Source organism: Streptomyces sp. NPDC053431 (assembly GCF_044544925.1).
In the GTDB taxonomy this organism is placed as follows: domain Bacteria; phylum Actinomycetota; class Actinomycetes; order Streptomycetales; family Streptomycetaceae; genus Streptomyces.
Genome location: NZ_JBITXX010000001.1, coordinates 1,092,001 through 1,113,744, shown reverse-complemented (window position 1 = coordinate 1,113,744; position 21,744 = coordinate 1,092,001). Strand labels below are relative to the sequence as shown.

18 protein-coding genes and 1 tRNA gene are annotated in these 21,744 nt (G+C 71.6%); 8 read left to right on the top strand and 11 right to left on the bottom strand.

Going from position 1 to position 21,744, the window contains the following annotated elements:
- Window positions 1-33: 33 nt before the first annotated feature.
- Genes ACIGXE_RS04940 through ACIGXE_RS04925 form a run of 4 tightly spaced genes read left to right on the top strand, consistent with a single transcriptional unit; the run spans window position 34 to window position 4,518 of the window.
- Window positions 34-966, top strand: a complete 933-nt coding sequence (locus ACIGXE_RS04940) for a branched-chain amino acid ABC transporter permease (RefSeq protein ID WP_399743088.1) — start codon at window positions 34-36, stop codon at window positions 964-966.
- Between the two features lie 5 nt (window positions 967-971).
- A complete protein-coding gene (locus tag ACIGXE_RS04935) occupies window positions 972-2,720 on the top strand; it encodes a branched-chain amino acid ABC transporter permease (protein ID WP_399743784.1) in 1,749 nt (582 codons plus the stop codon).
- A gap of 5 nt (window positions 2,721-2,725) precedes the next feature.
- A complete protein-coding gene (locus ACIGXE_RS04930; protein WP_399743782.1) occupies window positions 2,726-3,805 on the top strand; it encodes an ABC transporter ATP-binding protein in 1,080 nt (359 codons plus the stop codon).
- On the top strand, window positions 3,802-4,518 hold the full coding sequence (locus ACIGXE_RS04925) for an ABC transporter ATP-binding protein (protein WP_399743085.1): 717 nt from the start codon (window positions 3,802-3,804) through the stop codon (window positions 4,516-4,518). The genes ACIGXE_RS04930 and ACIGXE_RS04925 overlap by 4 nt, the downstream gene beginning before the upstream one ends.
- 107 nt (window positions 4,519-4,625) lie before the next feature.
- Here the strand turns inward: ACIGXE_RS04925 and ACIGXE_RS04920 are convergent, their stop codons facing one another.
- The gene (locus ACIGXE_RS04920; RefSeq protein WP_399743082.1) at window positions 4,626-5,291 is read right to left on the bottom strand and encodes an ANTAR domain-containing response regulator; all 666 of its coding nucleotides are present in this window, start codon (window positions 5,289-5,291) and stop codon (window positions 4,626-4,628) included.
- Between the two features lie 100 nt (window positions 5,292-5,391).
- Between ACIGXE_RS04920 and ACIGXE_RS04915 the strand changes: the two genes are divergently transcribed.
- Both ACIGXE_RS04915 and ACIGXE_RS04910 read left to right on the top strand, forming a co-directional pair.
- Window positions 5,392-5,466, top strand: a tRNA-Leu gene (locus ACIGXE_RS04915).
- 109 nt (window positions 5,467-5,575) lie between these two features.
- Window positions 5,576-6,361: a transcriptional regulator gene (locus ACIGXE_RS04910; protein WP_399743080.1), complete on the top strand. Its 786-nt coding sequence runs from the start codon at window positions 5,576-5,578 to the stop codon at window positions 6,359-6,361.
- Between the two features lie 3 nt (window positions 6,362-6,364).
- Here the strand turns inward: ACIGXE_RS04910 and pyk are convergent, their stop codons facing one another.
- Together pyk and ACIGXE_RS04900 are read right to left on the bottom strand one after the other, a co-directional pair.
- Entirely contained in the window at window positions 6,365-7,795 is a 1,431-nt protein-coding gene (gene pyk, locus ACIGXE_RS04905) for a pyruvate kinase (protein WP_399743078.1), read from the bottom strand.
- Window positions 7,796-7,941: 146 nt separating this feature from the next.
- Entirely contained in the window at window positions 7,942-8,616 is a 675-nt protein-coding gene (locus ACIGXE_RS04900) for an SIMPL domain-containing protein (protein ID WP_399743075.1), read from the bottom strand.
- A 126-nt stretch (window positions 8,617-8,742) separates the two neighbouring features.
- Between ACIGXE_RS04900 and ACIGXE_RS04895 the strand changes: the two genes are divergently transcribed.
- Window positions 8,743-10,563: a bifunctional metallophosphatase/5'-nucleotidase gene (locus ACIGXE_RS04895; protein ID WP_399743073.1), complete on the top strand. Its 1,821-nt coding sequence runs from the start codon at window positions 8,743-8,745 to the stop codon at window positions 10,561-10,563.
- Between the two features lie 10 nt (window positions 10,564-10,573).
- Here ACIGXE_RS04895 and ACIGXE_RS04890 read toward each other — a convergent pair whose 3' ends face one another.
- From ACIGXE_RS04890 to ACIGXE_RS04875, 4 genes are all read right to left on the bottom strand, one after another.
- Window positions 10,574-11,986 (bottom strand): lysine N(6)-hydroxylase/L-ornithine N(5)-oxygenase family protein, encoded by a 1,413-nt coding sequence (locus tag ACIGXE_RS04890; RefSeq protein WP_399743070.1) that lies wholly within the window; start codon window positions 11,984-11,986, stop codon window positions 10,574-10,576.
- Complete coding sequence (locus tag ACIGXE_RS04885; RefSeq protein ID WP_399743067.1) at window positions 11,983-13,368, bottom strand: pyridoxal phosphate-dependent decarboxylase family protein; 1,386 nt, start codon at window positions 13,366-13,368, stop codon at window positions 11,983-11,985. The genes ACIGXE_RS04890 and ACIGXE_RS04885 overlap by 4 nt, the downstream gene beginning before the upstream one ends.
- Window positions 13,369-13,724: 356 nt before the next feature.
- Window positions 13,725-15,299, bottom strand: a complete 1,575-nt coding sequence (locus ACIGXE_RS04880; protein ID WP_399743064.1) for a multicopper oxidase family protein — start codon at window positions 15,297-15,299, stop codon at window positions 13,725-13,727.
- A 4-nt stretch (window positions 15,300-15,303) separates the two neighbouring features.
- Window positions 15,304-15,681 (bottom strand): hypothetical protein, encoded by a 378-nt coding sequence (locus ACIGXE_RS04875; protein ID WP_399743062.1) that lies wholly within the window; start codon window positions 15,679-15,681, stop codon window positions 15,304-15,306.
- 108 nt (window positions 15,682-15,789) lie between these two features.
- Between ACIGXE_RS04875 and ACIGXE_RS04870 the strand changes: the two genes are divergently transcribed.
- Window positions 15,790-16,680: a LysR family transcriptional regulator gene (locus tag ACIGXE_RS04870; RefSeq protein ID WP_399743059.1), complete on the top strand. Its 891-nt coding sequence runs from the start codon at window positions 15,790-15,792 to the stop codon at window positions 16,678-16,680.
- A gap of 15 nt (window positions 16,681-16,695) precedes the next feature.
- Here ACIGXE_RS04870 and pepN read toward each other — a convergent pair whose 3' ends face one another.
- From pepN to ACIGXE_RS04850, 4 genes are all read right to left on the bottom strand, one after another.
- Window positions 16,696-19,185 carry an aminopeptidase N gene (gene pepN / locus ACIGXE_RS04865; protein WP_399743057.1) on the bottom strand — a complete coding sequence of 830 codons (2,490 nt, stop codon included), beginning with the start codon at window positions 19,183-19,185 and terminating at the stop codon, window positions 16,696-16,698.
- A gap of 259 nt (window positions 19,186-19,444) precedes the next feature.
- A complete protein-coding gene (locus tag ACIGXE_RS04860) occupies window positions 19,445-20,458 on the bottom strand; it encodes an asparaginase (RefSeq protein ID WP_399743054.1) in 1,014 nt (337 codons plus the stop codon).
- On the bottom strand, window positions 20,458-20,769 hold the full coding sequence (locus ACIGXE_RS04855; protein ID WP_399743052.1) for a chorismate mutase: 312 nt from the start codon (window positions 20,767-20,769) through the stop codon (window positions 20,458-20,460). Before ACIGXE_RS04855 ends, ACIGXE_RS04860 begins: the two co-directional genes overlap by 1 nt.
- Before the next feature lie 11 nt (window positions 20,770-20,780).
- A complete protein-coding gene (locus tag ACIGXE_RS04850) occupies window positions 20,781-21,668 on the bottom strand; it encodes a helix-turn-helix domain-containing protein (protein ID WP_399743049.1) in 888 nt (295 codons plus the stop codon).
- Window positions 21,669-21,744 lie beyond the last annotated feature (76 nt).

The window sequence follows — 21,744 nt, the reverse complement described above, 5'->3', positions numbered from 1 at the left end:
AGTCTTATCCGACAAGCTCATCGGAGGCCTGCGGTGAACGAACTGCCGCAACAGCTGGCCAACGGCCTGGCCCTCGGTGCCCTCTATGGCCTCATCGCCATCGGGTACACCATGGTCTACGGCATCGTCCAGCTCATCAACTTCGCCCACGGCGAGATCTTCATGATCGGGGGCTTCGGCGCCCTCACCACCTACACCGCTCTGCCGAGCGGAACGTCCCTGCTGGTGGCGATACCGCTCATGATCGTCGGTGGCGCGATCGCCTCCGTGGCCGTCGCCACCGCCGCCGAGCGGTTCGCCTACCGCCCGCTGCGCAACGCGCCCCGACTCGCCCCGCTGATCACCGCGATCGGCCTGTCCATCGCGCTGCAGCAGCTGGTCTGGCAGTTCTACCCGGACGCCAAGAAGGCCGTCAGCTTCCCCGAGTTCAAGGGTGAAGCCTTCAAGATCACCGAAAGCCTCCAGATCCAGCGCGCCGACGCCTTCGTCCTCGCCCTGGCCCCGCTGTGCATGCTCGCCCTCGGCGTCTTCGTCTCCAAGAGCCGCAGCGGCCGCGCCATGCAGGCCACCGCGCAGGACCCCGACACCGCGAAGCTGATGGGCATCAACACCGACCGCATCATCGTCATGGCCTTCGCCATCGGTGCCGCGTTCGCCGCCGTCGCCGCCGTCGCCTACGGCCTCGACAAGGGCCAGATCAACTTCGAGATGGGCTTCATCCTCGGCCTCAAGGCCTTCACCGCGGCCGTCCTCGGCGGCATCGGCAACATCTACGGCGCCATGGTCGGCGGCGTGGTCCTCGGCATCGCCGAATCCCTCTCGATCGCCTACATCGAGGACATCCCCGGCATGCAGCAGCTCGGCGGCGGTGCCTGGTCCAACGTGTGGGCCTTCGTCCTCCTCATCCTCGTACTCCTCGTCAGGCCCCAGGGTCTGCTGGGCGAGCGCGTCGCGGACAGGGCGTGAGCACCATGACCGACACCACCCTCGACCAGACCGTCGCCAAGGCCCCGGCCTCCCCCGCGGCCCTGCTCTGGACCGTCGTCGCCGGCTCCGTCGCGACCGCCGCCTCCACCTTCCTCGCCTGGACGTGGACCACCGCCTTCCCCGGCAACCTCACGATCTACGGCAACCCCGCCCCGCTCCAGCTGCTCACGCTGGTCGGAGCCGTGCTCACCGGCCTGTACGCGCTCTCCGCGCTCGGCATCAAGGGCCTCGGCTGGCTCACCCCGACCGGCTCCCGCAAGGCGCTGTGGATCCTGGCCCTGGGCACCTTCGCCACCACCCTCTTCACCGCACTCTCGATCATCGTCGAGCTGGGCGCCCTGGTGGACCTGGAGCCCGGCGCCGGCGTCGCCGTCATCGCCGCCGCGGTCCCGGCGATCGCCGCCTACAAGCTGCCCGACGACACCCGTAAGGCCGCCCCCGCGAAGCAGCTGCCCTCCTGGGCCGAGGTCCTCGTCATCGTCGCCGTCTTCGCCCTGGGCCTCTTCGTGGTCACCTTCGGCATCGACACCGACGACTCCGAGCCGCAGCTCTTCATCGCGTACCTGATCCTGGTCGGCTTCTCCGCCACCGCGCTGGTCAAGTCCGGGCTCACCGCCCGCCTCTCCCAGATCACCGCACGCAACCGCCAGGTCACGATCACCGCCAGCCTCGTCATGGCGATCGCCTTCCCGTTCATCCAGCAGAGCGGCGACACGTACACGCTGATCGCGGTCAACATCCTGATCTTCGCGACCGTCGCCCTCGGCCTGAACATCGTCGTCGGCCTCGCGGGTCTGCTCGACCTCGGTTACGTCGCCTTCCTCGGCGTCGGCGCGTACACCGCCGCCCTGGTCTCCGGTGCCACCTCCTCCGCCTTCGGAGTCCAGTTCCCCTTCTGGGCCGCGGCCCTCACCGGCATGGCCGCCTCGCTGGTCTTCGGCGTCGTCATCGGCGCCCCGACCCTGCGGCTGCGCGGCGACTACCTCGCCATCGTGACCCTCGGCTTCGGAGAGATCTTCCGCATCGCCATGGGCAACCTCGACGGCACCTCCGGCCCGCAGATCACCAACGGTCCGAACGGCATCCCGAACATCCCGCAGCTGGAGTTCTTCGGCTACAACTTCGGCGAGTCCCACACCGTCCTCGGCGTCCAGCTCGGCGCGTACGCCAACTACTACCTGCTCATGATCCTCATCATGGCGCTGGTCGTGGTCGTCTTCTCCCGCGCCGGCAACAGCCGCATCGGCCGCGCGTGGGTCGCGATCCGCGAGGACGAGACCGCCGCCACCGCCATGGGCATCAACGGCTTCCGCGTGAAGCTCGTCGCCTTCGCCCTCGGCGCGGCCCTGGCCGGCCTCGCGGGCACGGTGCAGGCACACGTCAACACCACGGTGGTCCCGGAGAACTACGTCTTCGCCGGCCCCGTCCCGCCCAACTCCGCGTTCCTGCTGGCGGCCGTCATCCTCGGCGGCATGGGCACCATCAGCGGTCCCATCGTCGGCTCCGCGCTGCTCTTCCTGATCCCGGCCAAGCTCTCGTTCCTCCAGGACTACCAGCTGCTCGGCTTCGGCATCGCCCTGATCCTGCTGATGCGCTTCCGCCCCGAGGGCCTCATCGCCAACAAGCGGGCACAGCTGGAATTCCACGAGAACGACGACCAGGTCGACGTACCGGAACAACGACAGTCCGCGGAAGCGGAGTCGGACGCCGGCACGGCGAAGGCGGGGGCGTGAACGCCATGACGACCACCACCGAAACCGGAACCACCACGACGGCGACGGCCGCCACCGTCCTCCAGGCGAGCGGCGTCACGATGCGCTTCGGCGGTCTGACCGCCGTCCGCGGAGTCGACCTGACCGTCCGCGAAGGCGAGATCGTCGGTCTGATCGGCCCGAACGGCGCCGGCAAGACCACCTTCTTCAACTGCCTGACCGGTCTGTACGTGCCGACGGAGGGCCAGGTCAGCTACAAGGGCACGGTCCTCCCGCCGAAGCCGCACCTGGTCACCCAGGCCGGCATCGCCCGCACCTTCCAGAACATCCGCCTCTTCTCCAACATGACCGTCCTGGAGAACGTCCTCGTCGGACGTCACACCCGGACCAAGGAGGGCCTGTGGTCCGCGCTGCTGCGCGGCCCCGGCTTCAAGAAGGCGGAGGCCGCCTCCCGCGACCGGGCCATGGAACTCCTGGAGTTCGTCGGTCTGGCCGCCAAGGCGGAGCACCTCGCGCGCAACCTGCCGTACGGCGAGCAGCGCAAGCTGGAGATCGCCCGCGCGCTCGCCAGCGACCCCGGCCTGCTGCTGCTCGACGAGCCGACGGCCGGCATGAACCAGAGCGAGACCCGCACCACCGAGGAGCTCGTCTTCGCGATCCGCGACCGCGGCATCGCGGTCCTGGTCATCGAGCACGACATGAAGTTCATCTTCAAGCTGTGCGACCGGGTGGCCGTGCTCGTCCAGGGCGAGAAGCTCGTCGAGGGCACCGCCGAGGTCGTCCAGGGCGACGACCGCGTCGTGGCCGCGTACCTGGGCACGCCGTACGAGGACGCGCCCGGCGCGGACGAGGTCGCCGAGGTGGAGGCCGCGGAGGCGCACGCCGAGGCGGCCGAGGCCACGACCGAGGCGGAGACCGAGGCCGACGCCGAGGCCGAGGCGGCAGCGGACGCCGAGGGCACGGCCGAGGCCGAGGCCACGGCCGACTCCGAGGCCGACTCCGACGCTGAGGCCACCGCCGACGCCGAGGACGGCGACGAGGCCCCGGCGGCCGAGAACCCCGCTTCCGACGAAGCGGACAGCACCACCGAAGGAGACTCCAAGTGACCGCGCTTCTGGAGGTCGAGGACCTCAGGGTCGCCTACGGCAAGATCGAGGCCGTCAAGGGCATCTCCTTCTCCGTCGAGGCCGGCCAGGTCGTCGCGCTGATCGGCACCAACGGCGCCGGCAAGACGACCACCCTGCGAACCCTCTCCGGACTGCTCAAGCCCACCAGCGGCAAGATCACCTTCGACGGCCAGCCGCTCAACGGCGTCCCGGCCCACAAGGTCGTCTCACTGGGCCTCGCCCACTCCCCCGAGGGCCGGCACATCTTCCCCCGGCTCACCATCGCCGAGAACCTCCAGCTCGGCGCCTTCCTCCGCAAGGACAAGGACGGCATCGAGCGGGACGTCCAGAAGGCCTACGACCTCTTCCCCATCCTGGGCGAGCGTCGCAAGCAGGCCGCGGGCACCCTCTCCGGTGGTGAACAGCAGATGCTGGCGATGGGCAGGGCGCTCATGTCCCAGCCCAAGCTGCTGATGCTCGACGAGCCGTCCATGGGTCTCTCCCCGATCATGATGCAGAAGATCATGGAGACGATCGCGACGCTCAAGTCCGAGGGCATGACCATCCTGCTCATCGAACAGAACGCCCAGGCCGCGCTCTCGCTCGCGGACCAGGCGTACGTGCTCGAGGTCGGCAAGATCAAGCTGTCCGGCACGGGCCAGGACCTGCTCCACGACGACGAGGTGCGCAAGACCTACCTCGGCGAGGAGTAACCCTCCCCCGCAGACCGAAGGCCCGCCCCACATCGTCGTGGGGCGGGCCTTCGCCGTACGGGCCGCACGGGCCGTTCCGGCCGGCCGTACGGGAGGAGCGGACGCTCCTACTGCTCCTTGGCCTTCGCGGCCTTCTTCTCCTCGGCGTCCTCGATGACCGCCTCGGCCACCTGCTGCATCGACATGCGACGGTCCATGGACGTCTTCTGGATCCAGCGGAAGGCGGCCGGCTCGGTCAGCCCGTACTGGGTCTGGAGGATCGACTTCGCGCGGTCCACGAGCTTGCGGGTCTCCAGGCGCTGGGAGAGGTCGGCGACCTCCTGCTCCAGGGCGCGCAGCTCGGCGAAGCGGGAGACGGCCATCTCGATGGCCGGCACCACGTCGCTCTTGCTGAACGGCTTGACCAGGTACGCCATGGCACCGGCGTCCCGGGCGCGCTCGACGAGCTCACGCTGGGAGAAGGCGGTGAGCATGAGGACCGGGGCGATGGACTCACCGGCGATCTTCTCGGCCGCCGAGATGCCGTCGAGGACGGGCATCTTCACGTCCAGGATCACCAGGTCGGGGCGGTGCTCCCGGGCGAGCTCCACGGCCGCGGCCCCGTCGCCGGCCTCGCCGACGACGGTGTAGCCCTCCTCCTCCAGCATCTCTTTGAGGTCGAGACGGATGAGGGCCTCGTCCTCGGCGATGACGACACGGGTCGTCAGCGGCGGGACGTGGGACGCGGCGGCGTCGTCGGCGCCGACGGGCTGGGGCGACTCGGGGGCGGTCACGGGGGCTCCTCGTTGCGGGGCAACTACTGCTCCCCATGAGCCTACCTAGCTGCGGTATGGTGGACGCGCGGAGGGTCGGGGGAAACCTTTGATTCCGTGGGCCCCGGTAGCCCAATTGGCAGCAGGCAGTGGATTCAAAACCCACACAGTGTCGGTTCGAGTCCGACCCGGGGCACTTTTCCTTCGATTCCAAGGTCCGTAGCGTGGGGAGTGATTGTCACTCACACGCATGAACCCCACCGATTCACACACTTCGCTCCGGCGCATCAGCCACGCTCGGGCGTGTGTACGACATCGGAACACGCCAGCGGGCACTCTCTCTCGTCGCCCAAGGTCGAAGTCTCAACTCCGTCAGCAAGCAGACTGGGATATCCCGCGCCGCCATCCGGAGCTGGCAGACGCGTCTCTACCCTCGTCCCGGCATTTCCCTCCGCTTCGCGCCCTGCGTACGGTGCCGTTCCGCGCCAGGCTCGCCGGACTCGGCGGATTCGTACGCCTACCTCCTCGGGCTCTACCTCGGCGACGGCTGCATCAGCCAGCCCCCGCAGCACCGAACCCCGAGCCTTCGGATCACTCTCGACGACGCCTGGCCCGGTGTGCAGCACGAGGCCGTGGCGGCCTTACGCGCCGTGTTTCCGGACAACTCGGTCGGCTGGGTCCAGAAGGTCGGTTGCCACGACCTCAAGGTGCACTCCAAGCACCTCACCTGCCTCTTCCCCCAGCACGGCCCCGGCAGGAAGCACGAGCGGCGCATCGCTCTCGAACCGTGGCAGCAGGAGATCGTCGACGCCCACCCCTGGGCGTTCATCCGCGGGCTCGTCCACTCCGACGGCTGCCGCATCACCAACTGGACGACGCGCCTCGTCGGCGGTGAGCGAAAGCGCTACGAATACCCGCGGTACTTCTTCACCAACAAGTCCGACGACATCAGGAAGCTCTTCTGCGACGCGCTCCGTAGCGTCGGCGTCGAGTGGACGACTCTCGCGCGAGGCGGCGATCCGTACAACATCTCCGTCGCCCGGAAAGCCTCCGTCGCGCTCATGGACGCCCACGTCGGCCCCAAGTACTGAACCTCAGTTGGACACCGGATCCCCGATGTGGTGGACCCGCACCATGTTCGTCGAGCCCGCGACGCCCGGCGGGGAGCCGGCGGTGATGACCACGATGTCGCCCTTCCGGCAGCGGCCGATGCGGAGCAGTTCTTCGTCCACCTGGGCGACCATCGCGTCGGTCGAGTCGACGTGTGGGCCGAGGAAGGTCTCGACGCCCCAGGTGAGGTTGAGCTGGGAGCGGGTCGCCGGGTCGGGGGTGAAGGCCAGGAGGGGGATCGGGGAGCGGTAGCGGGAGAGGCGTTTGACGGTGTCGCCGGACTGGGTGAAGGCGACGAGGAACCGGGCGCCGAGGAAGTCGCCGATCTCGGCGGCGGCGCGGGCGACGGCTCCGCCCTGGGTGCGGGGCTTGTTGTGTTCGGTGAGGGGCGGGAGGCCCTTGGCGAGGATGTCCTCTTCCGCGGCCTCGACGATGCGGCTCATGGTGCGCACGGTCTCGATGGGGTATTTGCCGACGCTGGTCTCGCCGGAGAGCATCACGGCGTCGGTGCCGTCGATGACGGCGTTCGCGACGTCGCTGGCCTCGGCGCGGGTGGGCCGGGAGTTGTCGATCATCGAGTCGAGCATCTGGGTGGCGACGATGACGGGCTTGGCGTTGCGCTTGGCGAGCTTGACGGCGCGCTTCTGGACGATGGGGACCTGTTCCAGGGGCATTTCGACGCCGAGGTCGCCGCGGGCGACCATGATGCCGTCGAAGGCGGCGACGATGTCCTCGATGTTCTCGACGGCCTGGGGCTTCTCGATCTTGGCGATGACGGGGATCCGGCGGCCTTCCTCGTCCATGATGCGGTGGACGTCCTCGACGTCGCGGCCGCTGCGGACGAAGGAGAGGGCGATGACGTCGGCGCCGGTGCGCAGGGCCCAGCGCAGGTCGTCGACGTCCTTCTCGGAGAGGGCGGGGACGGAGACGGCGACTCCGGGGAGGTTGAGGCCCTTGTTGTCGGAGACCAGGCCGCCTTCGAGGACGCGGGTGTGGACCCGGGGTCCGTCGACGGAGGTGACTTCGAGGGTGACGCGGCCGTCGTCGACGAGGATGCGTTCGCCGGCGGTGACGTCGTCGGCGAGGCCGGCGTAGGTGGTGCCGCAGTGGTGGCGGTCGCCTTCGACGGGTTCGACGGTGATGGTGAAGGTGTCGCCGCGTTCAAGGAGTACGGGGCCCTCGCGGAATCGGCCGAGGCGGATCTTCGGGCCTTGAAGGTCGGCGAGGATGCCGATGCTGCGGCCGGTCTCTTCCGCGGCCTTGCGAACGTGCTGGTAGCGCACCTCGTGGTCGACGTAGCCGCCGTGGCTGAGGTTGAGGCGGGCCACGTCCATTCCGGCCTCGATCAACGCCTTGATCTGGTCGTATGTTTCGGTGGCGGGCCCAAGGGTACAGACGATTTTTGCTCGGCGCATGAGGCGAGCCTAGGCCTTACCAGTGGGTAGCGAAGGGGCCGGGCATGACGACTCAACAACCTTTCGGTGAAAGGTTGTTGACAAGTATTGAATTTGTGCGCCGGGTTGCTCCGATGAGCGGATTTCGGGGCGAAAAGGCGTTCGTCTCAGAGTGCGGGCGGGGCCATGGTGAACCGTGCCGCGACCTCCGCGGTGACCGTCTGACGCTGGGGTTCCAGCTCGAGCGGAGCGGGCGCGTCCACGGTCTCGGCCGCGAAGGCCATCCGCATGCCGCCGGCCGGCGCCGGCATCCCGGGGGCGAGTCCGGTGTCGGAGAGTTCGAGCAGTGCGACGAGGGAGGTGCCGAGTGCCTCGGCGTACTCGCGGGCCCGCCGGACCGCGTCGCGCACGGCCTGTCGGCGGGCTTCCGCGTGCTGGGGGGAGTCGGGGCGCAGGGCCCACCAGGGGCCGTCGACCCGGGTCCACTCCAGGTCGGCGAGGCGGGTGACGAGTTCGCCGAGGGCGGTGAAGTCGGTCAGTTCGGCGGAGAGGTGCACCCAGCCCTGGTAGCCGCGTACGCGCTCGCCGCGGCCGTGCCGGGCGGGTTCGGGGGTGACGGACAGGGTGCCGGTCTCCAGTGTGGCGACGGCTTCGCCGTAGGACTTCACGAGGGTGATCGCCTCGGCGTTACGGCTCGTCAGGGCGGCCAGGACGGTGGCCCGGTCGGTGCCCCGGGCGCGGACGGAGACCCCGATCCGGGCGAGCTCGGGTTCGACTTCCAGGCGGCCCTCGCCGCGGACCGTCACCTGGGGGGCCTCGGCGGTGGGGTGCTGTTGCGTCATACCGAACACTTTCCCACTCCGTAACTCGAAAGGTCTGTTGCGACCGCGCGGTCTGAGCCAGAATCTACGCGCGTTGTGCGCCACCCGTCGGCGCCTGCGCCACAGAACAAAAGGGGAGAAACACTCATGCCGCTGAACCGCAGGACGTTCCTGGAGCGCTCGGCCGCCGCCGGGGCCGGTGTGGCCCTGGCCGGGGCCGTCACGGCGCCCGCCGAGGCCGCCGAGGCCGCCGAGGAGACCGTCGGCGCCGGCCGTCCGCACCCGCGGAAGCGGTACGCGTTCACCGTGATGGGCACCACCGACCTGCACGGGAACGTCTTCAACTGGGACTACTTCACCGACAGGGAGTTCGACGACAAGGCCCACAACGACGTCGGCCTCGCGAAGATCTCCACCCTGGTGAACCAGGTGCGCGCCGAGAAGGGCGAGGGCAACACCCTGCTCATCGACGCCGGTGACACCATCCAGGGCACCCAGCTCTCCTACTACTACGCCAAGGTCGACCCGATCACCCAGACCGGCGGGCCCGTGCACCCCATGGCCCAGGCCATGAACGCCATCGGCTACGACGCCGCCGCGCTCGGCAACCACGAGTTCAACTACGGCATCCCGGTGCTGCGGAAGTTCCAGGAGCAGTGCGACTTCCCGCTGCTCGGCGCCAACGCGCTCGACGCGAAGACCCTGCGCCCGGCCTTCCCGCCGTTCAGCCTCCACTGTCTGCGCACCCCGCACGGCCGGGACGTGAAGGTCGCCGTGCTCGGTCTGACCAACCCGGGCATCGCCATCTGGGACAAGGCCAACGTCACGGGCAAGATGGTGTTCCCGGGCCTGGAGGAGCAGGCGGCGAAGTGGGTGCCGAAGCTGCGCTCCATGGGCGCCGACGTGGTGATCGTCTCCGCGCACTCGGGCTCCAGCGGCACCTCCTCGTACGGTGACCAGCTGCCGTACATCGAGAACGCGGCCGGGCTGGTCGCCGAGCAGGTCCCGGGCATCGACGCGATCCTGGTGGGCCACGCCCACACGGAGATCCCCGAGTACAAGGTCAGGAACAAGCAGACGGGCAAGGACGTCGTCCTGTCCGAGCCGCTGAAGTGGGGCCAGCGCCTCACGCTCTTCGACTTCAAGCTGGTGTGGGAGAAGGGCCGCTGGGTCGTCGAGAAGGTCGGCGCCCAGGTCCTCAACTCCAACACGGTGGCCGAGGACCCCGAGATCACCGGGCTGCTCGCGGACGAGCACAAGAAGGTCGTGGAGTACGTCAACCAGGTCATCGGCACCTCCACCACCGCCATGACCACGGCCGACGCGCCGTGGAAGGACGAGCCGATCATCGACCTGATCAACGTCGTCCAGGCCGAGACGGTGCGGGCCGCCCTCGCGGCCGGCCCGTACGCGAACCTGCCGGTGCTGTCGCAGGCCTCCTGCTTCTCCCGCACGGCCCGCATCCCGGCCGGTGCGATCTCCATCAAGGACGCCGCCGGGCTCTACCCCTTCGAGAACACCCTGGAGGCCCGTCTGATGACGGGCGCCCAGCTCAAGGACTACCTGGAGTACTCGGCGAAGTACTACGTCCAGACCCCGGCGGGCGCGCCCGTCGACACCGCGAAGCTCACCAACGCGGAGAGCACCCCGGACTACAACTACGACGCCGTGTCGGGCCTGTCGTACGACATCGACATCGCCAGGCCGGTCGGGCAGCGGATCGCGAACCTGTCCTTCCAGGGCAGGCCGCTGGACCCGGCCGCGCAGTTCGTGCTGGCCGTGAACAACTACCGCGCGAGCGGCGGCGGCGCGTTCCCGCACGTGGCCAAGGCGCAGCAGCTGTGGGCGAACTCGGACGAGATCCGCAACACCATCATCCAGTGGGTGAAGGCGAAGGGGACGGTCGACCCGGCGGCGTTCGCCTCGGTGGACTGGAAGCTGACGCGGGACGGCGTGCCGGTCTTCTAGGGCCCGTTCGCTACTGCTGTACGAGAGGCGTCAGCTTCTGGCCCTGGGCCGGGATGCTCGGCGCCTCTCGCGCGTCCAGGCCGAAGGTGGTGAAGGCGGTGCGGCGGGGCAGGGGGTAGGGCTCCTTGCCGGTGACCGAGTTGAGGATGACGGCGCTGCGCCAGGCGGCGAGGCCGAGGTCGGGGGCGCCGACGCCGTGGGTGTGCTTCTCGGCGTTCTGCACGTAGACGGAGCCGGTCACCGAGTCGTCGAGGACCAGCCGGTAGGCGCTGTCGATCCGGGCCCGGCCCGCGGAGTCGTGCCGCAGATAGGGGTCGAGGCCGGCGAGCATCCGGTCGACCGGGCGCTCGCGGTAGCCGGTGGCGAGGACGACGGCGTCGGTGGTGAGCCGGGAGCGGCTGTTCTGCTGGGTGTGCTCCAGGTGGAGCTCGACCTTGGTGGTGGCGACCCGGCCGGCGGTGCGGACCCGGACGCCGGGGGTGAGGACGGCGTCCGGCCAGCCGCCGTGCAGGGTGCGGCGGTAGAGCTCGTCGTGGATGGCGGCGATGGTGTCGGTGTCGATGCCCTTGTGCAGCTGCCATTGGCGGGGGACGAGTTCGCCTCTGATGTGTTCGGGCAGGGCGTGGAAGTAGCGGGTGTAGTCGGGGGTGAAGTGCTCCAGGCCCAGCTTGGAGTACTCCATGGGGGCGAAGGCCTCGGTTCGGGCCAGCCAGTGGATTCCCTCGCGGCCGGCCGGGCGGGCGCGCAGCAGGTCGAGGAAGATCTCGGCGCCGGACTGGCCGGAGCCGATGACGGTGACGTGTTCGGCGGCGAGGAGGGTCTCGCGGTGGGCGAGGTAGTCCGCGGAGTGGATCACGGGCACGCCGGGGGCCTCGGCGAGCGGCCGCAGCGGCTCGGGGACGTAGGGCTCGGTGCCGACGCCCAGGACGACGTTGCGGGTGTAGGAGCGGCCCAGGGCCTCGGCCTCGCCGTCGGCGTCCAGCTGGGTGAAGTCGACTTCGAACAGGCGTCGTTCGGGGTTCCAGCGGACGGAGTCGACCTGGTGGGCGAAGTGCAGTCCGGGGAGCCGTTCGCTGACCCAGCGGCAGTAGGCGTCGTACTCGGCGCGCTGGATGTGGAACTTCTCCGCGAAGTAGAAGGGGAAGAGGCGGTCGCGGGAGCGGAGGTAGTTGAGGAAGGTCCAGGGGCTGGCGGGATCGGCGAGGGTGACCAGGTCGGCGAGGAAGGGGACCTGGAGGGTGGCGCCTTCGATGAGGAGGCCCGGGTGCCAGTGGAAGGCCGGGCGCTGCTCGTAGAAGGCGGTCGCGAGGCCGCCGGGGACGCCGTGGCCGAGCGCGGCGAGGGAGAGGTTGAAGGGGCCGATGCCGACGCCCACCAGGTCGTACGGGCGGTCGAGGTCGTGCTGGGGGGTGCTGCCGGTCATCGGTCGATGCCGCCTTCCACGAGGGTGATGATCTCTGCCAGGTCGTCGGGGGTGGCGTGGGGGTTGAGGAGGGTGGCCTTGAGCCAGAGCCGGCCGTCGGCCGCGGCCCGGCCGAGGACGGCGCGGCCTTCGGTGATGAGGGTGCGGCGGATGTCCGCGACGGTGGTGTCGTCGGCGTCGTCGGGCCGGAAGAGGACGGTGGTGAGGGTGGGCCGGGCGTAGAGCTCGAGGCCCGGGGCCTTCTCGACGAGGTCGGCCAGCTGCTCCGCCCGCTCCATGCAGGCGTCGACGAGGGTGCCGAGGCCGGCGCGGCCGAGGGCGCGCAGGGTGACGGCGGTCTTGAGGACGTCGGGGCGGCGGGTGGTGCGCAGGGAGCGTCCGAGGAGGTCGGGGAGTCCGGCCTCGGTGTCGTCGTCCGCGTTCAGGTAGTCGGCGGTGTGCCCGAGGACGGCGAGGTCGGCGGCGTCCCGTACGGCGAGGAGTCCGGCGGCGGCCGGCTGCCAGCCCAGTTTGTGCAGGTCGACGGTGACCGTGCGGGCCCGGTCGAGTCCGGCGAGGAGCGGGCGGTGGGTGTCGCTGAACAGGACGGGGCCGCCGTAGGCCGCGTCGACGTGGAGTTCCGTTCCGCCGTGTGCCGCGCACAGTTCGGCGATCTCGGGGAGCGGGTCGACGAGGCCGGCGTCGGTGGTGCCGGCGGTCGCGGCGACGAGGAGGGGGTGCCGGCCGGCGAGGTCGGTGAGGGCCTCGTCGAGCGCGACGAGGTCGATGGTGCCGTTGGGGGCGGGTACGACGACCGGCTCGGGCAGTCCGAGGAGCCAGGCGGCGCGGTGGAAGGAGTGGTGGGCGTTGGCCCCGACGACGGTCTGTACGGAGCCGTGGCGTTCGCGGGCGAGGAGCAGGGCGAGCTGGTTGGACTCGGTGCCGCCGGTGGTGACGAGGGCGTCGGCGGCGGCTGCCGCCGGGAACACCTCGGTCGCGAGGGCGGCGGACACCAGGGCTTCGAGCGCGGAGGCGGCGGGCGCCTGGTCCCAGGAGTCCAGGGACGGGTTGAGCACGGACGCGGCGAGGTCGGCGGCGGCGGCGAGGGCGAGGGGCGGGGTGTGCAGGTGCGCGGCGCACAGCGGGTGCGCGGGGTCGGCGGCGCCGGCGGTGAGGGCGTGGACGAGGGTGCGGAGTGCCTCGTCGGGGCCGGTTCCGGTGTCCGGGAGCGCGGGGCCGGCGAGTGCCTCGCGCAGGCGGTGCGCGACGGCGTCGGGGCCGCCGGCCGGGAGGGGGCCGCCGCGGTCCTGTGCTCCGGTGCGGAGGGCGTCGAGGACGGTGTCGAGGAGCGGGCGGAGGGCTTCGGGGCCGGGGGCGCCTCCGGCGAGGGGTGCGGCACGCATGGACGACAGCGTGCCGGGGTTTTTGGTGGTGTGTCCGAAGAGGGTCGCGATGTGACCCGAACGAGGGACAGGGGGTTGCCGGAGCGGTGCGGTCCGGTGGTCGGTTCGTGCCTCGTCCCCGGGCTCTGGGGTGGGGCTCGGGGTGCCCCCTCCCCTGGGCTGTCGGGTGGGGCCCGACGTGGGCCTCCCCCGGGCTGTCGGGTGGGGGCGGGGGCGGGCCACGCCGGGCACTTCGGCGGGGTCGGGGACGACTTCCCGAACAGGGGGACCCCGGCGGCCCGGATGGCGGCGCGCGACCCGGCGGCGCGGCCGGGGTCAGCGGGACGGCTGCCCGCGACCCGGCGGCGCGGCCGGTGTCAGACGACCTCCAGGTTGGCCATCATGCCCATGTCCTCGTGTTCGGCGTTGTGGCAGTGGAAGAGGTAGCGGCCGCGGTAGCCGTCCCAGCGGGTGAGGAGTTCGGCGGATTCGCCGGGGCGCAGCGAGACGGTGTCCTTCAGGCCGGCGTCGTGGGGCAGCGGGGGCCTGCCGCCTCGGGAGAGGATGCGGAAGCCGGTCAGGTGGAGGTGGACCGGGTGGTGGACGTCGGCGACCAGGCGCCAGAGTTCGACGTCGCCCAGGCGGACCCGTACGTCGGGGCGGGCCGGGTCGAAGGGCCGGCCGCCGATCAGCCAGCCGTGGCCGCCGTCCTCGCCCGTGCGGCCGGCGCGGAAGCCGAAGTCCCGGACGTGGACGGCGTCCTGGCGGCGCCAGGTGGGCAGGTCGGTGGAGAGGGTGCCGGGCACGCGGCTGGGGTCGGGGGCCTTGCGGGCGACGCGGAAGGCCATCACGTCGCGGGTGTGGCCGGTGCCCAGGCGGTTGACGAGGCGGACGAGGCCGCCGACGGGTGCGTGCGCGAAGTCGACGACGAGGTCGTAGCGTTCGGCGGGCGCGACCGGCAGGCTGCCGTGGGTGACCGGTGCGGCCAGCAGGCCCTGGTCGGAGCCGATCTGTACCAGGGGGAGGCCGCGGCCGTCGCCGTCGACGAGGGCGAGGTCGTAGTGGCGGGCGTTCGAGGCGTTCAGGACGCGCAGGCGGTAGCGGGCCGCGTCGACCTCGTGCACCGGCCAGGGGGCGCCGTTGACGAGGACGACGTCGCCGAGGACTCCGGCGAGGTACGGCTCGTGGACGCCCGGGTGGCTGCGGAGGGTGGGGTCGAGGGACGGGTAGTCGAGGCTGCCGTCGGCGGCGAACGCCCGGTCGGTGATCATCAGGGGCAGTTCGCGCGGCCCGGCGGGCAGGCCGAGCGCCTCCTCGGCGTCGTCGCGGACGATGTGCAGCCCGGCGAGGCCCCGCCAGATCGCGGGAGCGGTGAAGTCCATGCGGTGGTCGTGGTACCAGAGCAGTGCCGGCCGCTGGTCGAGCGGGAAGGTGTAGTCCCGGGTCAGCGCGGTGCGCACGGCTCGCGGGTCGTGCATCGTGTGAGGGGCGCCGTGGGTTCCGGGCGCGGGCCAGTCCTTCGGGGTGACCAGGTCCGTGGGGTAGCCGTCCGACTCCGCCGGTGTCCGTCCGCCGTGCAGGTGGACGACGGTCGGTACGGGCAGTTCGTTGCGGTGCGTCACGGTGACCGGCCGGCCGCGGCGCGACTCGATCGTCGGGCCGGGGAAGGTGCCTCCGTACGTCCACAGGCGCGTGGCGACGCCGGGCAGGATCTCCGCGGTCGTCTCGCGCTGGACGATCTCGTAGCGGTCGGTGCCGCCGGTGGTCGCCACCGGCCGGAGGACGGTGGGGAGCGGCAGCGGTGTGGTGAACGGAGGCGGCAGGGGTACGGCGCTGCGCAGTTCGGCGCCGGTGACGGCCGGGCGGCGGGACAGCCCGGCCGCGGCGGTCAGTCCGCCGGCCGCCAGTGCGCCGAGCGCTCCGCCGACGGCGAGGACCTGTCGTCGTGTCATCCCCTCAGGCATCGGCGGTCTCCCGTCGTGCGAGGGGCCGGGCCCAGACCGCGACGAAGAGCAGGACGGCGGCGACGACGGTGAACACGCCCAGGGGGACGTGCAGCCACAGTGCGCCGGACAGGCCGGCCAGGTACTGGACCGACTCGGCGACCGTCAGGCCCACGGTGACCAGGAACGGCCAGGAGCGGCGCAGTCGCACCCACAGCACGACGGCGACGACCAGCTGGACCAGGCACAGGGACGTGACGACGTCGGCGCCCGTCCCGTGCAGGCCGAGTCCGTCGAAGTCGCCGCTCAGATAGACGCCGGCGAACACCGGTTGGCCGAGTATCGCGACCACGTGCGCGGTGACGACGGCCCGCCATACGCTCCTCAGCATGAGGCGCCTCTCCCCCTTGTCGTCGGTGGGTGAACGCCTTCGACGCTAGGGCTGTGGGCGCTAGCCTGTCCAAGATCAATATCGCTATGGCGTCATACCCGGGGGGACATGATGGATCTCCACGCGCTCCGGCAGTTCGTCGTGGTGGCACGCCTGGAGCACCTCAGCCGCGCGGCGGAGGAACTCCGGGTGGCGCAGCCCTCGTTGAGCCGCACCATCGCCCGCCTGGAGGGCGACCTGGGCACGCCGCTCTTCGACCGCGGCGGCCGGATGCGGCTGAACGACGCGGGGCGGGTCTTCCTCCGGCATGCGGAGCGCTGCCTCGGTGAGCTGGACGCGGGCCGCCGGGCCGTCGCCGAGGCCTCGGGCGAGGGCTTCGGCACCGTACGGCTCGCGTCGGAGACCTTCCTGACGCTGACCGGACCGCTCGGGGCGTTCAAGCGGGCCCATCCCGCCGTCGAGGTCGAGCTGCACCAGATGGCCGCCGGGGAGATGGCCCGCCGGCTCCGTGCCCGGGAGGTCGACCTGTGCGTCGCCTCGCAGCCGGTGGGCGGGGAGGGGCTCGAGGCGGTGGAACTGCTCGACGAGGCGGTGTGGGTGGTCACCCCGCTCGGCCACCCCCTGGCGGGCCGCTCCTCGGTGTCGGTGGCCGAGCTGGCCGACGAGCCCTTCGTCACCACCCGCCGGGGGCACTGGCAGCGGCGGCTCCTCGACCGGCTCTTCGTCGGCAACGGCCTGGGCCCGCCGAGGATCGTCTGTCAGGGCGACGAGCCGAGCGCCACCGCGATCCTGGTCGCGGCGGGGCTCGGCATCGGCCTCATCCCGGACATGGCCCGGCGCAGCGCCACCCGCGCGCCGGTCGCCTGGATCCCGGTCGAGGCGCCGGACTGCCGGCGCACCCTCACCCTGCTCCGGAGCGCGGACGGGTGTCCGGCGGGCGCCGCGCGTCTTCTGCACGCGGCGCTCACCGGCTGGGACTGGGCGTCGGGTCCCGTGTAGGCGGAGTCCGGCGGGTCAGCCTTCGCCCCGTACGCGCAGGGCGCGGCGCAGGTCGTCCAGCTGGTCGACCAGCTTGCGGTGGAGGGCCGGGATCATGTCGTCCTCCGCGAGGTGGCGTTCGCCCAGGGCCAGGGACTCGGCGTCGACCGCGTACGCCGGGAAGGCGAAGCGGCCGGCCGCCTCGGCCATGGCGGGGCTGCGGCGTCCGGCCATGGCGACGGCGTCGGGGTAGAAGCGGGCCACGTAGTCCCGTACCAGCTCGGCCTGTTCGGGCTTCCAGAAGCCCTGGGCGGTGGCTGTGAAGAGGTAGTTGGACAGGTCGTCGGTGGCGAACATGGCCGCCCAGGCGGCCTCCTTGGCCTCCGCCGTCGGCAGGGCCGCGCGGCAGCGGGCCGCGCCTTCCTGGCCGGTGGCGCTCGGGTCGCGGTCGAGCTCGGCGGCGATGGCGGCCTCGTCGGTGGCGCCGAGGACGGCGAGGCGGGCGAGGATGCGCCAGCGCAGTTCCGGGTCGAGTTCGGGGCCGCCGTGGACGGTGCCGTCGGCGAGCCAGGAGGCGATCTTGTCCGGGGTGGTGGCGCTGTCGATGTAGGTGCGCACGGCGGTGAGGCGCAGGCCGGGCGCGTCGCCGTCCTCGGTGCGGCGCATCAGGGCGCGGGCGATCTCGCAGATCGTGGCGAGGGCGGCGGGGCGGTCGGCCTCGGTGACGTAACGGTCGGCGATCTGCGTGCGGGCGAAGCCGAGGACGCCCTGGACGAGGGCGAGGTCGGTCTCCTCGGGGAGGTGGGCGAGGGCGGTCTCCAGGTAGGCGGCGGGCTCCAGTTCGCCGTCGCGGACCATGTCGCGCAGCGCGTTCCACACGACGGCCCGGGTGAGGGCGTCGGGGATGCGGGAGAGGCCGCGCAGGGCGGTCTCCTCCGACACCTCGTCGAAGCGCATCTTGGCGTACGTGAGGTCGCCGTCGTTGAGGACGACGAGGGCGGGGCGCGGGCCGTTCAGGTCGAGCGGCGTCTCCTGCGGGACGTCGACCCACGGGCGCTCGCGGAGCACGAGGTCGCCGGCGGCGCCGCGGTCGTAGACGCCGACGGCGAGGCGGTGCGGACGGCTGCCGGCGCGGTCGACGGTGAGCCGCCAGTGCTGGCCCTCGCCTTCCAGGCGCGGGGTGAGGGTGTCGACCCCGGTGGTGCGCAGCCACTGCTCGGCCCAGCCGTGGACGTCGCGGTCGGTGGCTGCGGCGAGGTTGTCGATGAAGTCGGCGAGGGTGGCGTTGCCGAACCTGTGGCGCTTGAAGTGGATGTTGATGCCGGCGAGGAAGTCCTTCTCGCCCATCCAGGCGACGAGCTGCCGCAGCGCGGAGGCGCCCTTGGCGTAGGAGATGCCGTCGAAGTTGAGCAGGGCGGAGGCGGTGTCGGGGACGGCGTCCGGGTCGGGGGCGACGGGGTGGGTGGAGGGCCGCTGGTCGGCCTCGTAGCCCCAGGACTTGCGGGTGACGCCGAAGTCGATCCAGGTGTCGGCGAAGCGGTCGGCGCAGGCCTCGTTGACGGTCTGGAAGCCCATGTACTCGGCGAAGGACTCGTTGAGCCAGATGTCGTCCCACCAGCGCAGGGTGACCAGGTCGCCGAACCACATGTGGGCCATCTCGTGGGCGATGACCATGGCGCGGGTCATCCGCTCGGTGTCGGTGACGGCGGAGCGGAAGACGAACTCGTCGCGGAAGGTGACGAGTCCGGGGTTCTCCATGGCGCCGGCGTTGAACTCGGGCACGAAGGCCTGGTCGTACGAGTCGAAGGGGTACGGCTCGTCGAACTTCTCGTGGTAGCGGTCGTAGCAGGCCTTGGTGATGTCGAGGATCTCGTCGGCGTCGGCGTCGAGGTGGGGCGCGAGGGAGCGGCGGCAGTGGATGCCGAAGGGCAGGCCGGCGTGCTCGGTGCGGACGGAGTGCCAGGGGCCGGCGGCGACGCAGACGAAGTAGGTGGAGAGCAGCGGGGTGGGCGCGGCCTTCCAGCGGCCGTCGGCCTGCTGCTCGGTGATGCCGTTGGCGAGGACGGTCCAGCCCTCGGGGGCGGTGACGGTGACCTCGAAGACGGCCTTGAGGTCGGGCTGGTCGAAGGCGGCGAAGACGCGCTGGACGTCCTCCATGAACAGCTGGGTGTAGACGTACGCCTCGCCGTCGGTGGGGTCGGTGAAGCGGTGCATGCCCTCGCCGGTGCGGGAGTAGCGCATGGTGGTGGCGAGGCTGAGGGTGTGCTCGCCCTCGGTGAGGGTGAGCGGGAGCCGGTTGCCGTCGAGGGCCGCGGTGTCGAGCGGCTGTCCGTCGAGGACGGCGGAGTGGAGGGCGTCCGGCTTGAGCTCGACGAAGGTGTCCCCGGCGGCGCGGGCGGTGAACCGGATGAGGCTGGTGGACTCGAAGGTCTCGTCGCCGGTGGTGAGGTCGAGGTCCACGGTGTAGTGGTGGACGTCGAGGAGCTGGGCACGGGTCTGCGCTTCGTCGCGCGTCAGTACGGACATGGGGCCATGCTGCCCGATGGCGTCGGGCCCGGGGAGGGGCGTTCACCCAGAGCTCAGGAGATCCCGGGAGATCCCCGGGAGATCCCGGACGCGGTCCCCGGGAGATCTAGGACCCGATCCACGGGAGATCCCTCAGGGGTCCGCCGCGGACCCTGGCGGAGACCGCCGGGAGATCCCGGACGGGGATCCCTGGGAGATCCGTGGCGGAGATGCCGGGAGATGCCTGTCGGAGACCCCGGGAGGTCCGTCGCGGGGTCCGTCAGGCGAGGCCCGCGCCGTCCAGGTGGGCGAAGGCGGCGGAGATCCGGGGGCGGTCGTAGCCGGCGGGTCCCTTGGCGCCGCTGGAGAGCAGGGCGTGCAGCAGCAGCCGGGCCTTGACCGGGGTGAGGGGGCCGGCCGGGATGAGGCCGCGGTGCAGCAGGTCGTACTCGGAGCCGGGGCTCCGGTAGGTGTGCGAGAGGGTCGCGCCGGCGCCGGTGCGGGAGGCGAGGACGACGGGCATGCGCTCGGTGAGCGCGGCGAGCGGCTCGACGAGCCAGCTGGGGACGTGTCCGGCGCCGAAGGCGGCGACGACCAGGCCGTCGTATCGCTCGGGCCGCTCCGTGACGTGTTCGAGGAGGTCGCCGCGGTCGCCGAGGGAGAGGGTCAGCAGGGCCACCCGGACGGCCGGGTCGAAGCGGAGCGGGTGGATCCGGGTGGGGACGGCCGGGCGGAGCAGCAGGCGCGGCTCGCCCTCCACGACGGAGCCGAGGGGGCCGGCGCCGGGTGAGGCGAAGGTGGCGATCGAGGTGGTGTGGGTCTTGTGGGCGAAGCGGGCGGCGTGGATCTCGTCGGCGAGCACGACGAGGACGCCGAGCTCGCGGCAGCCGGGGGCGGCGGCGACGGCGAGGGCGGCGGCCAGGTTGGCGGGGCCGTCGGCGCCGGGCAGGTCGGGGCGGCGCATGGCGCCGGTGACGACGATCGGCTCCTCGGTGGTGCACAGCAGGTCGAGCAGGAAGGCGGTCTCCTCCAGGGTGTCGGTGCCCTGGACGACGACCACGCCGGAGCCGGCGGCGACGGTCCTGGCGACCTCGTCGGCGAGGGCCGCCAGGTCCTCGAAGGAGAGGGAGGAGCTGGGGACGCGCCGGAAGTCGCGGAGCTCGACCTCGACGTTCGAGGGGCCCACGGGGTCGACGCCGAGCTCGGCGAGGACCTCGGCGCCGGACATGCGGGACGCGTCACCGCCCCGCGCGGAGATGGTGCCCCCCAGGGTGAATACGGTGACGCGGGCCATCAGCGTGCTCCGTCCGCGATCGTCTCGTGGTGGCGGATGACCTCCGCGATGATGAAGTTCAGCAGCTTCTCCGCGAACGCCGGGTCCAGTTTCGCGCTCTCGGCGAGTTCGCGCAGCCGGGCGATCTGGCGGGCCTCGCGGGCGGGGTCGGCGGGCGGCAGGTTGTGCTTCGCCTTGAGGACACCGACCTGCTGGGTGCATTTGAAGCGCTCGGCGAGCATGTGGACCACCGCCGCGTCGATGTTGTCGATGCTCTCGCGCAGTCGGGTCAGCTCGGCCCGTACGGACTCGTCGATATCGCTGTCGTTCATGATGCGCGAGCCTATCCGGATCCGGTGAGGACGGTCGGCGGGTGTTCGGAATCCGGAACGGTGGTGCTCCAGCCGCCCGGCACGGTCCTGCCCTGCTGTTCGCGGAAGCGGACGGGGGCGGCGCCGACCCGGCGGGTGAACAGCCGGGAGAAGTAGGCGGGGTCGTCGTAGCCGACCCGGCGGGCGACGGCGGCGACGGGCAGGTCGGTGCCGGCGAGGAGCTCCTTGGCGCGGCCGAGGCGCACGGTGAGCAGGTAGTCCTTGGGGCTGCAGCCCGCGGTGCGGCGGACGGCGGTGCGCAGCTCGGCGGGGGTCATGCCGTGGCGGGCGGCGTGTTCGGCGACGGACAGGCGGCTGAAGGCGTCGCGGGCGAGGGCGGCGAGGAGGGGGGCGCCGTCGGCGTCGGTGTCGGCGCGGGCGCGGCGCAGGGCGACGAGGAGCTCGTGGACGGCGGCGCCGGTCTCGACCTCCAGGAGGGGGTTGCCGGGGCGGGCGGCGCGGGCGATGCGGGCGATGACGGCGCGGGCGGGGGCGGCGTCGGCGAGGGGGACGACGGGCCGGTCGGGTTCGATGTAGCCGAGTTCGGTGTAGGTGGCGGTGGCGGGTCCGGTGAAGTCGACGAAGGACTCGTCCCAGCCGGTGCCGGGGTCGGCGGAGTAGTGGTGCGGGGTGCCGGGGGTGAGCCAGATGAGGGCGGGGGCGGTGACGGTGGTGCGGCGCCCGTCGGTGCCGCGGTACCAGCCGCTGCCGGAGCTGACGAGGACGGCGACGTGGTGGTCGAGGGTGCGGGGGCCGACGGTGGGCAGGGCGCCGTGCTGGAGTCCGACGCCGAGGCAGACCAGGCCGAGGCGGTGGTGGGCCGGGCCGGGCGTGAAGTAGCGCATCCAGGTGTGGTACACGGCGCGACCGCCTTCCTGACCTCGATCGGAACGTCCAAACTGCGACGATCTTTGTCCATGGACCCGTCCGCCGCCA

What these genes read in the sequence shown, in the direction of transcription:
- ACIGXE_RS04870 (WP_399743059.1), top strand. Translation starts at nt 15,790, where the DNA reads ATGATGGATCTCCACGCGCTCCGGCAGTTCGTCGTGGTGGCACGCCTG.
- ACIGXE_RS04890 (WP_399743070.1), bottom strand. Translation starts at nt 11,986, where the DNA reads ATGACCGGCAGCACCCCCCAGCACGACCTCGACCGCCCGTACGACCTG.
- ACIGXE_RS04930 (WP_399743782.1), top strand. Translation starts at nt 2,726, where the DNA reads ATGACGACCACCACCGAAACCGGAACCACCACGACGGCGACGGCCGCC.
- ACIGXE_RS04855 (WP_399743052.1), bottom strand. Translation starts at nt 20,769, where the DNA reads ATGAACGACAGCGATATCGACGAGTCCGTACGGGCCGAGCTGACCCGA.
- pepN (WP_399743057.1), bottom strand. Translation starts at nt 19,185, where the DNA reads ATGTCCGTACTGACGCGCGACGAAGCGCAGACCCGTGCCCAGCTCCTC.
- ACIGXE_RS04860 (WP_399743054.1), bottom strand. Translation starts at nt 20,458, where the DNA reads ATGGCCCGCGTCACCGTATTCACCCTGGGGGGCACCATCTCCGCGCGG.
- ACIGXE_RS04880 (WP_399743064.1), bottom strand. Translation starts at nt 15,299, where the DNA reads ATGACACGACGACAGGTCCTCGCCGTCGGCGGAGCGCTCGGCGCACTG.
- pyk (WP_399743078.1), bottom strand. Translation starts at nt 7,795, where the DNA reads ATGCGCCGAGCAAAAATCGTCTGTACCCTTGGGCCCGCCACCGAAACA.
- ACIGXE_RS04875 (WP_399743062.1), bottom strand. Translation starts at nt 15,681, where the DNA reads ATGCTGAGGAGCGTATGGCGGGCCGTCGTCACCGCGCACGTGGTCGCG.
- ACIGXE_RS04895 (WP_399743073.1), top strand. Translation starts at nt 8,743, where the DNA reads ATGCCGCTGAACCGCAGGACGTTCCTGGAGCGCTCGGCCGCCGCCGGG.
- ACIGXE_RS04935 (WP_399743784.1), top strand. Translation starts at nt 972, where the DNA reads ATGACCGACACCACCCTCGACCAGACCGTCGCCAAGGCCCCGGCCTCC.
- ACIGXE_RS04885 (WP_399743067.1), bottom strand. Translation starts at nt 13,368, where the DNA reads ATGCGTGCCGCACCCCTCGCCGGAGGCGCCCCCGGCCCCGAAGCCCTC.
- ACIGXE_RS04900 (WP_399743075.1), bottom strand. Translation starts at nt 8,616, where the DNA reads ATGACGCAACAGCACCCCACCGCCGAGGCCCCCCAGGTGACGGTCCGC.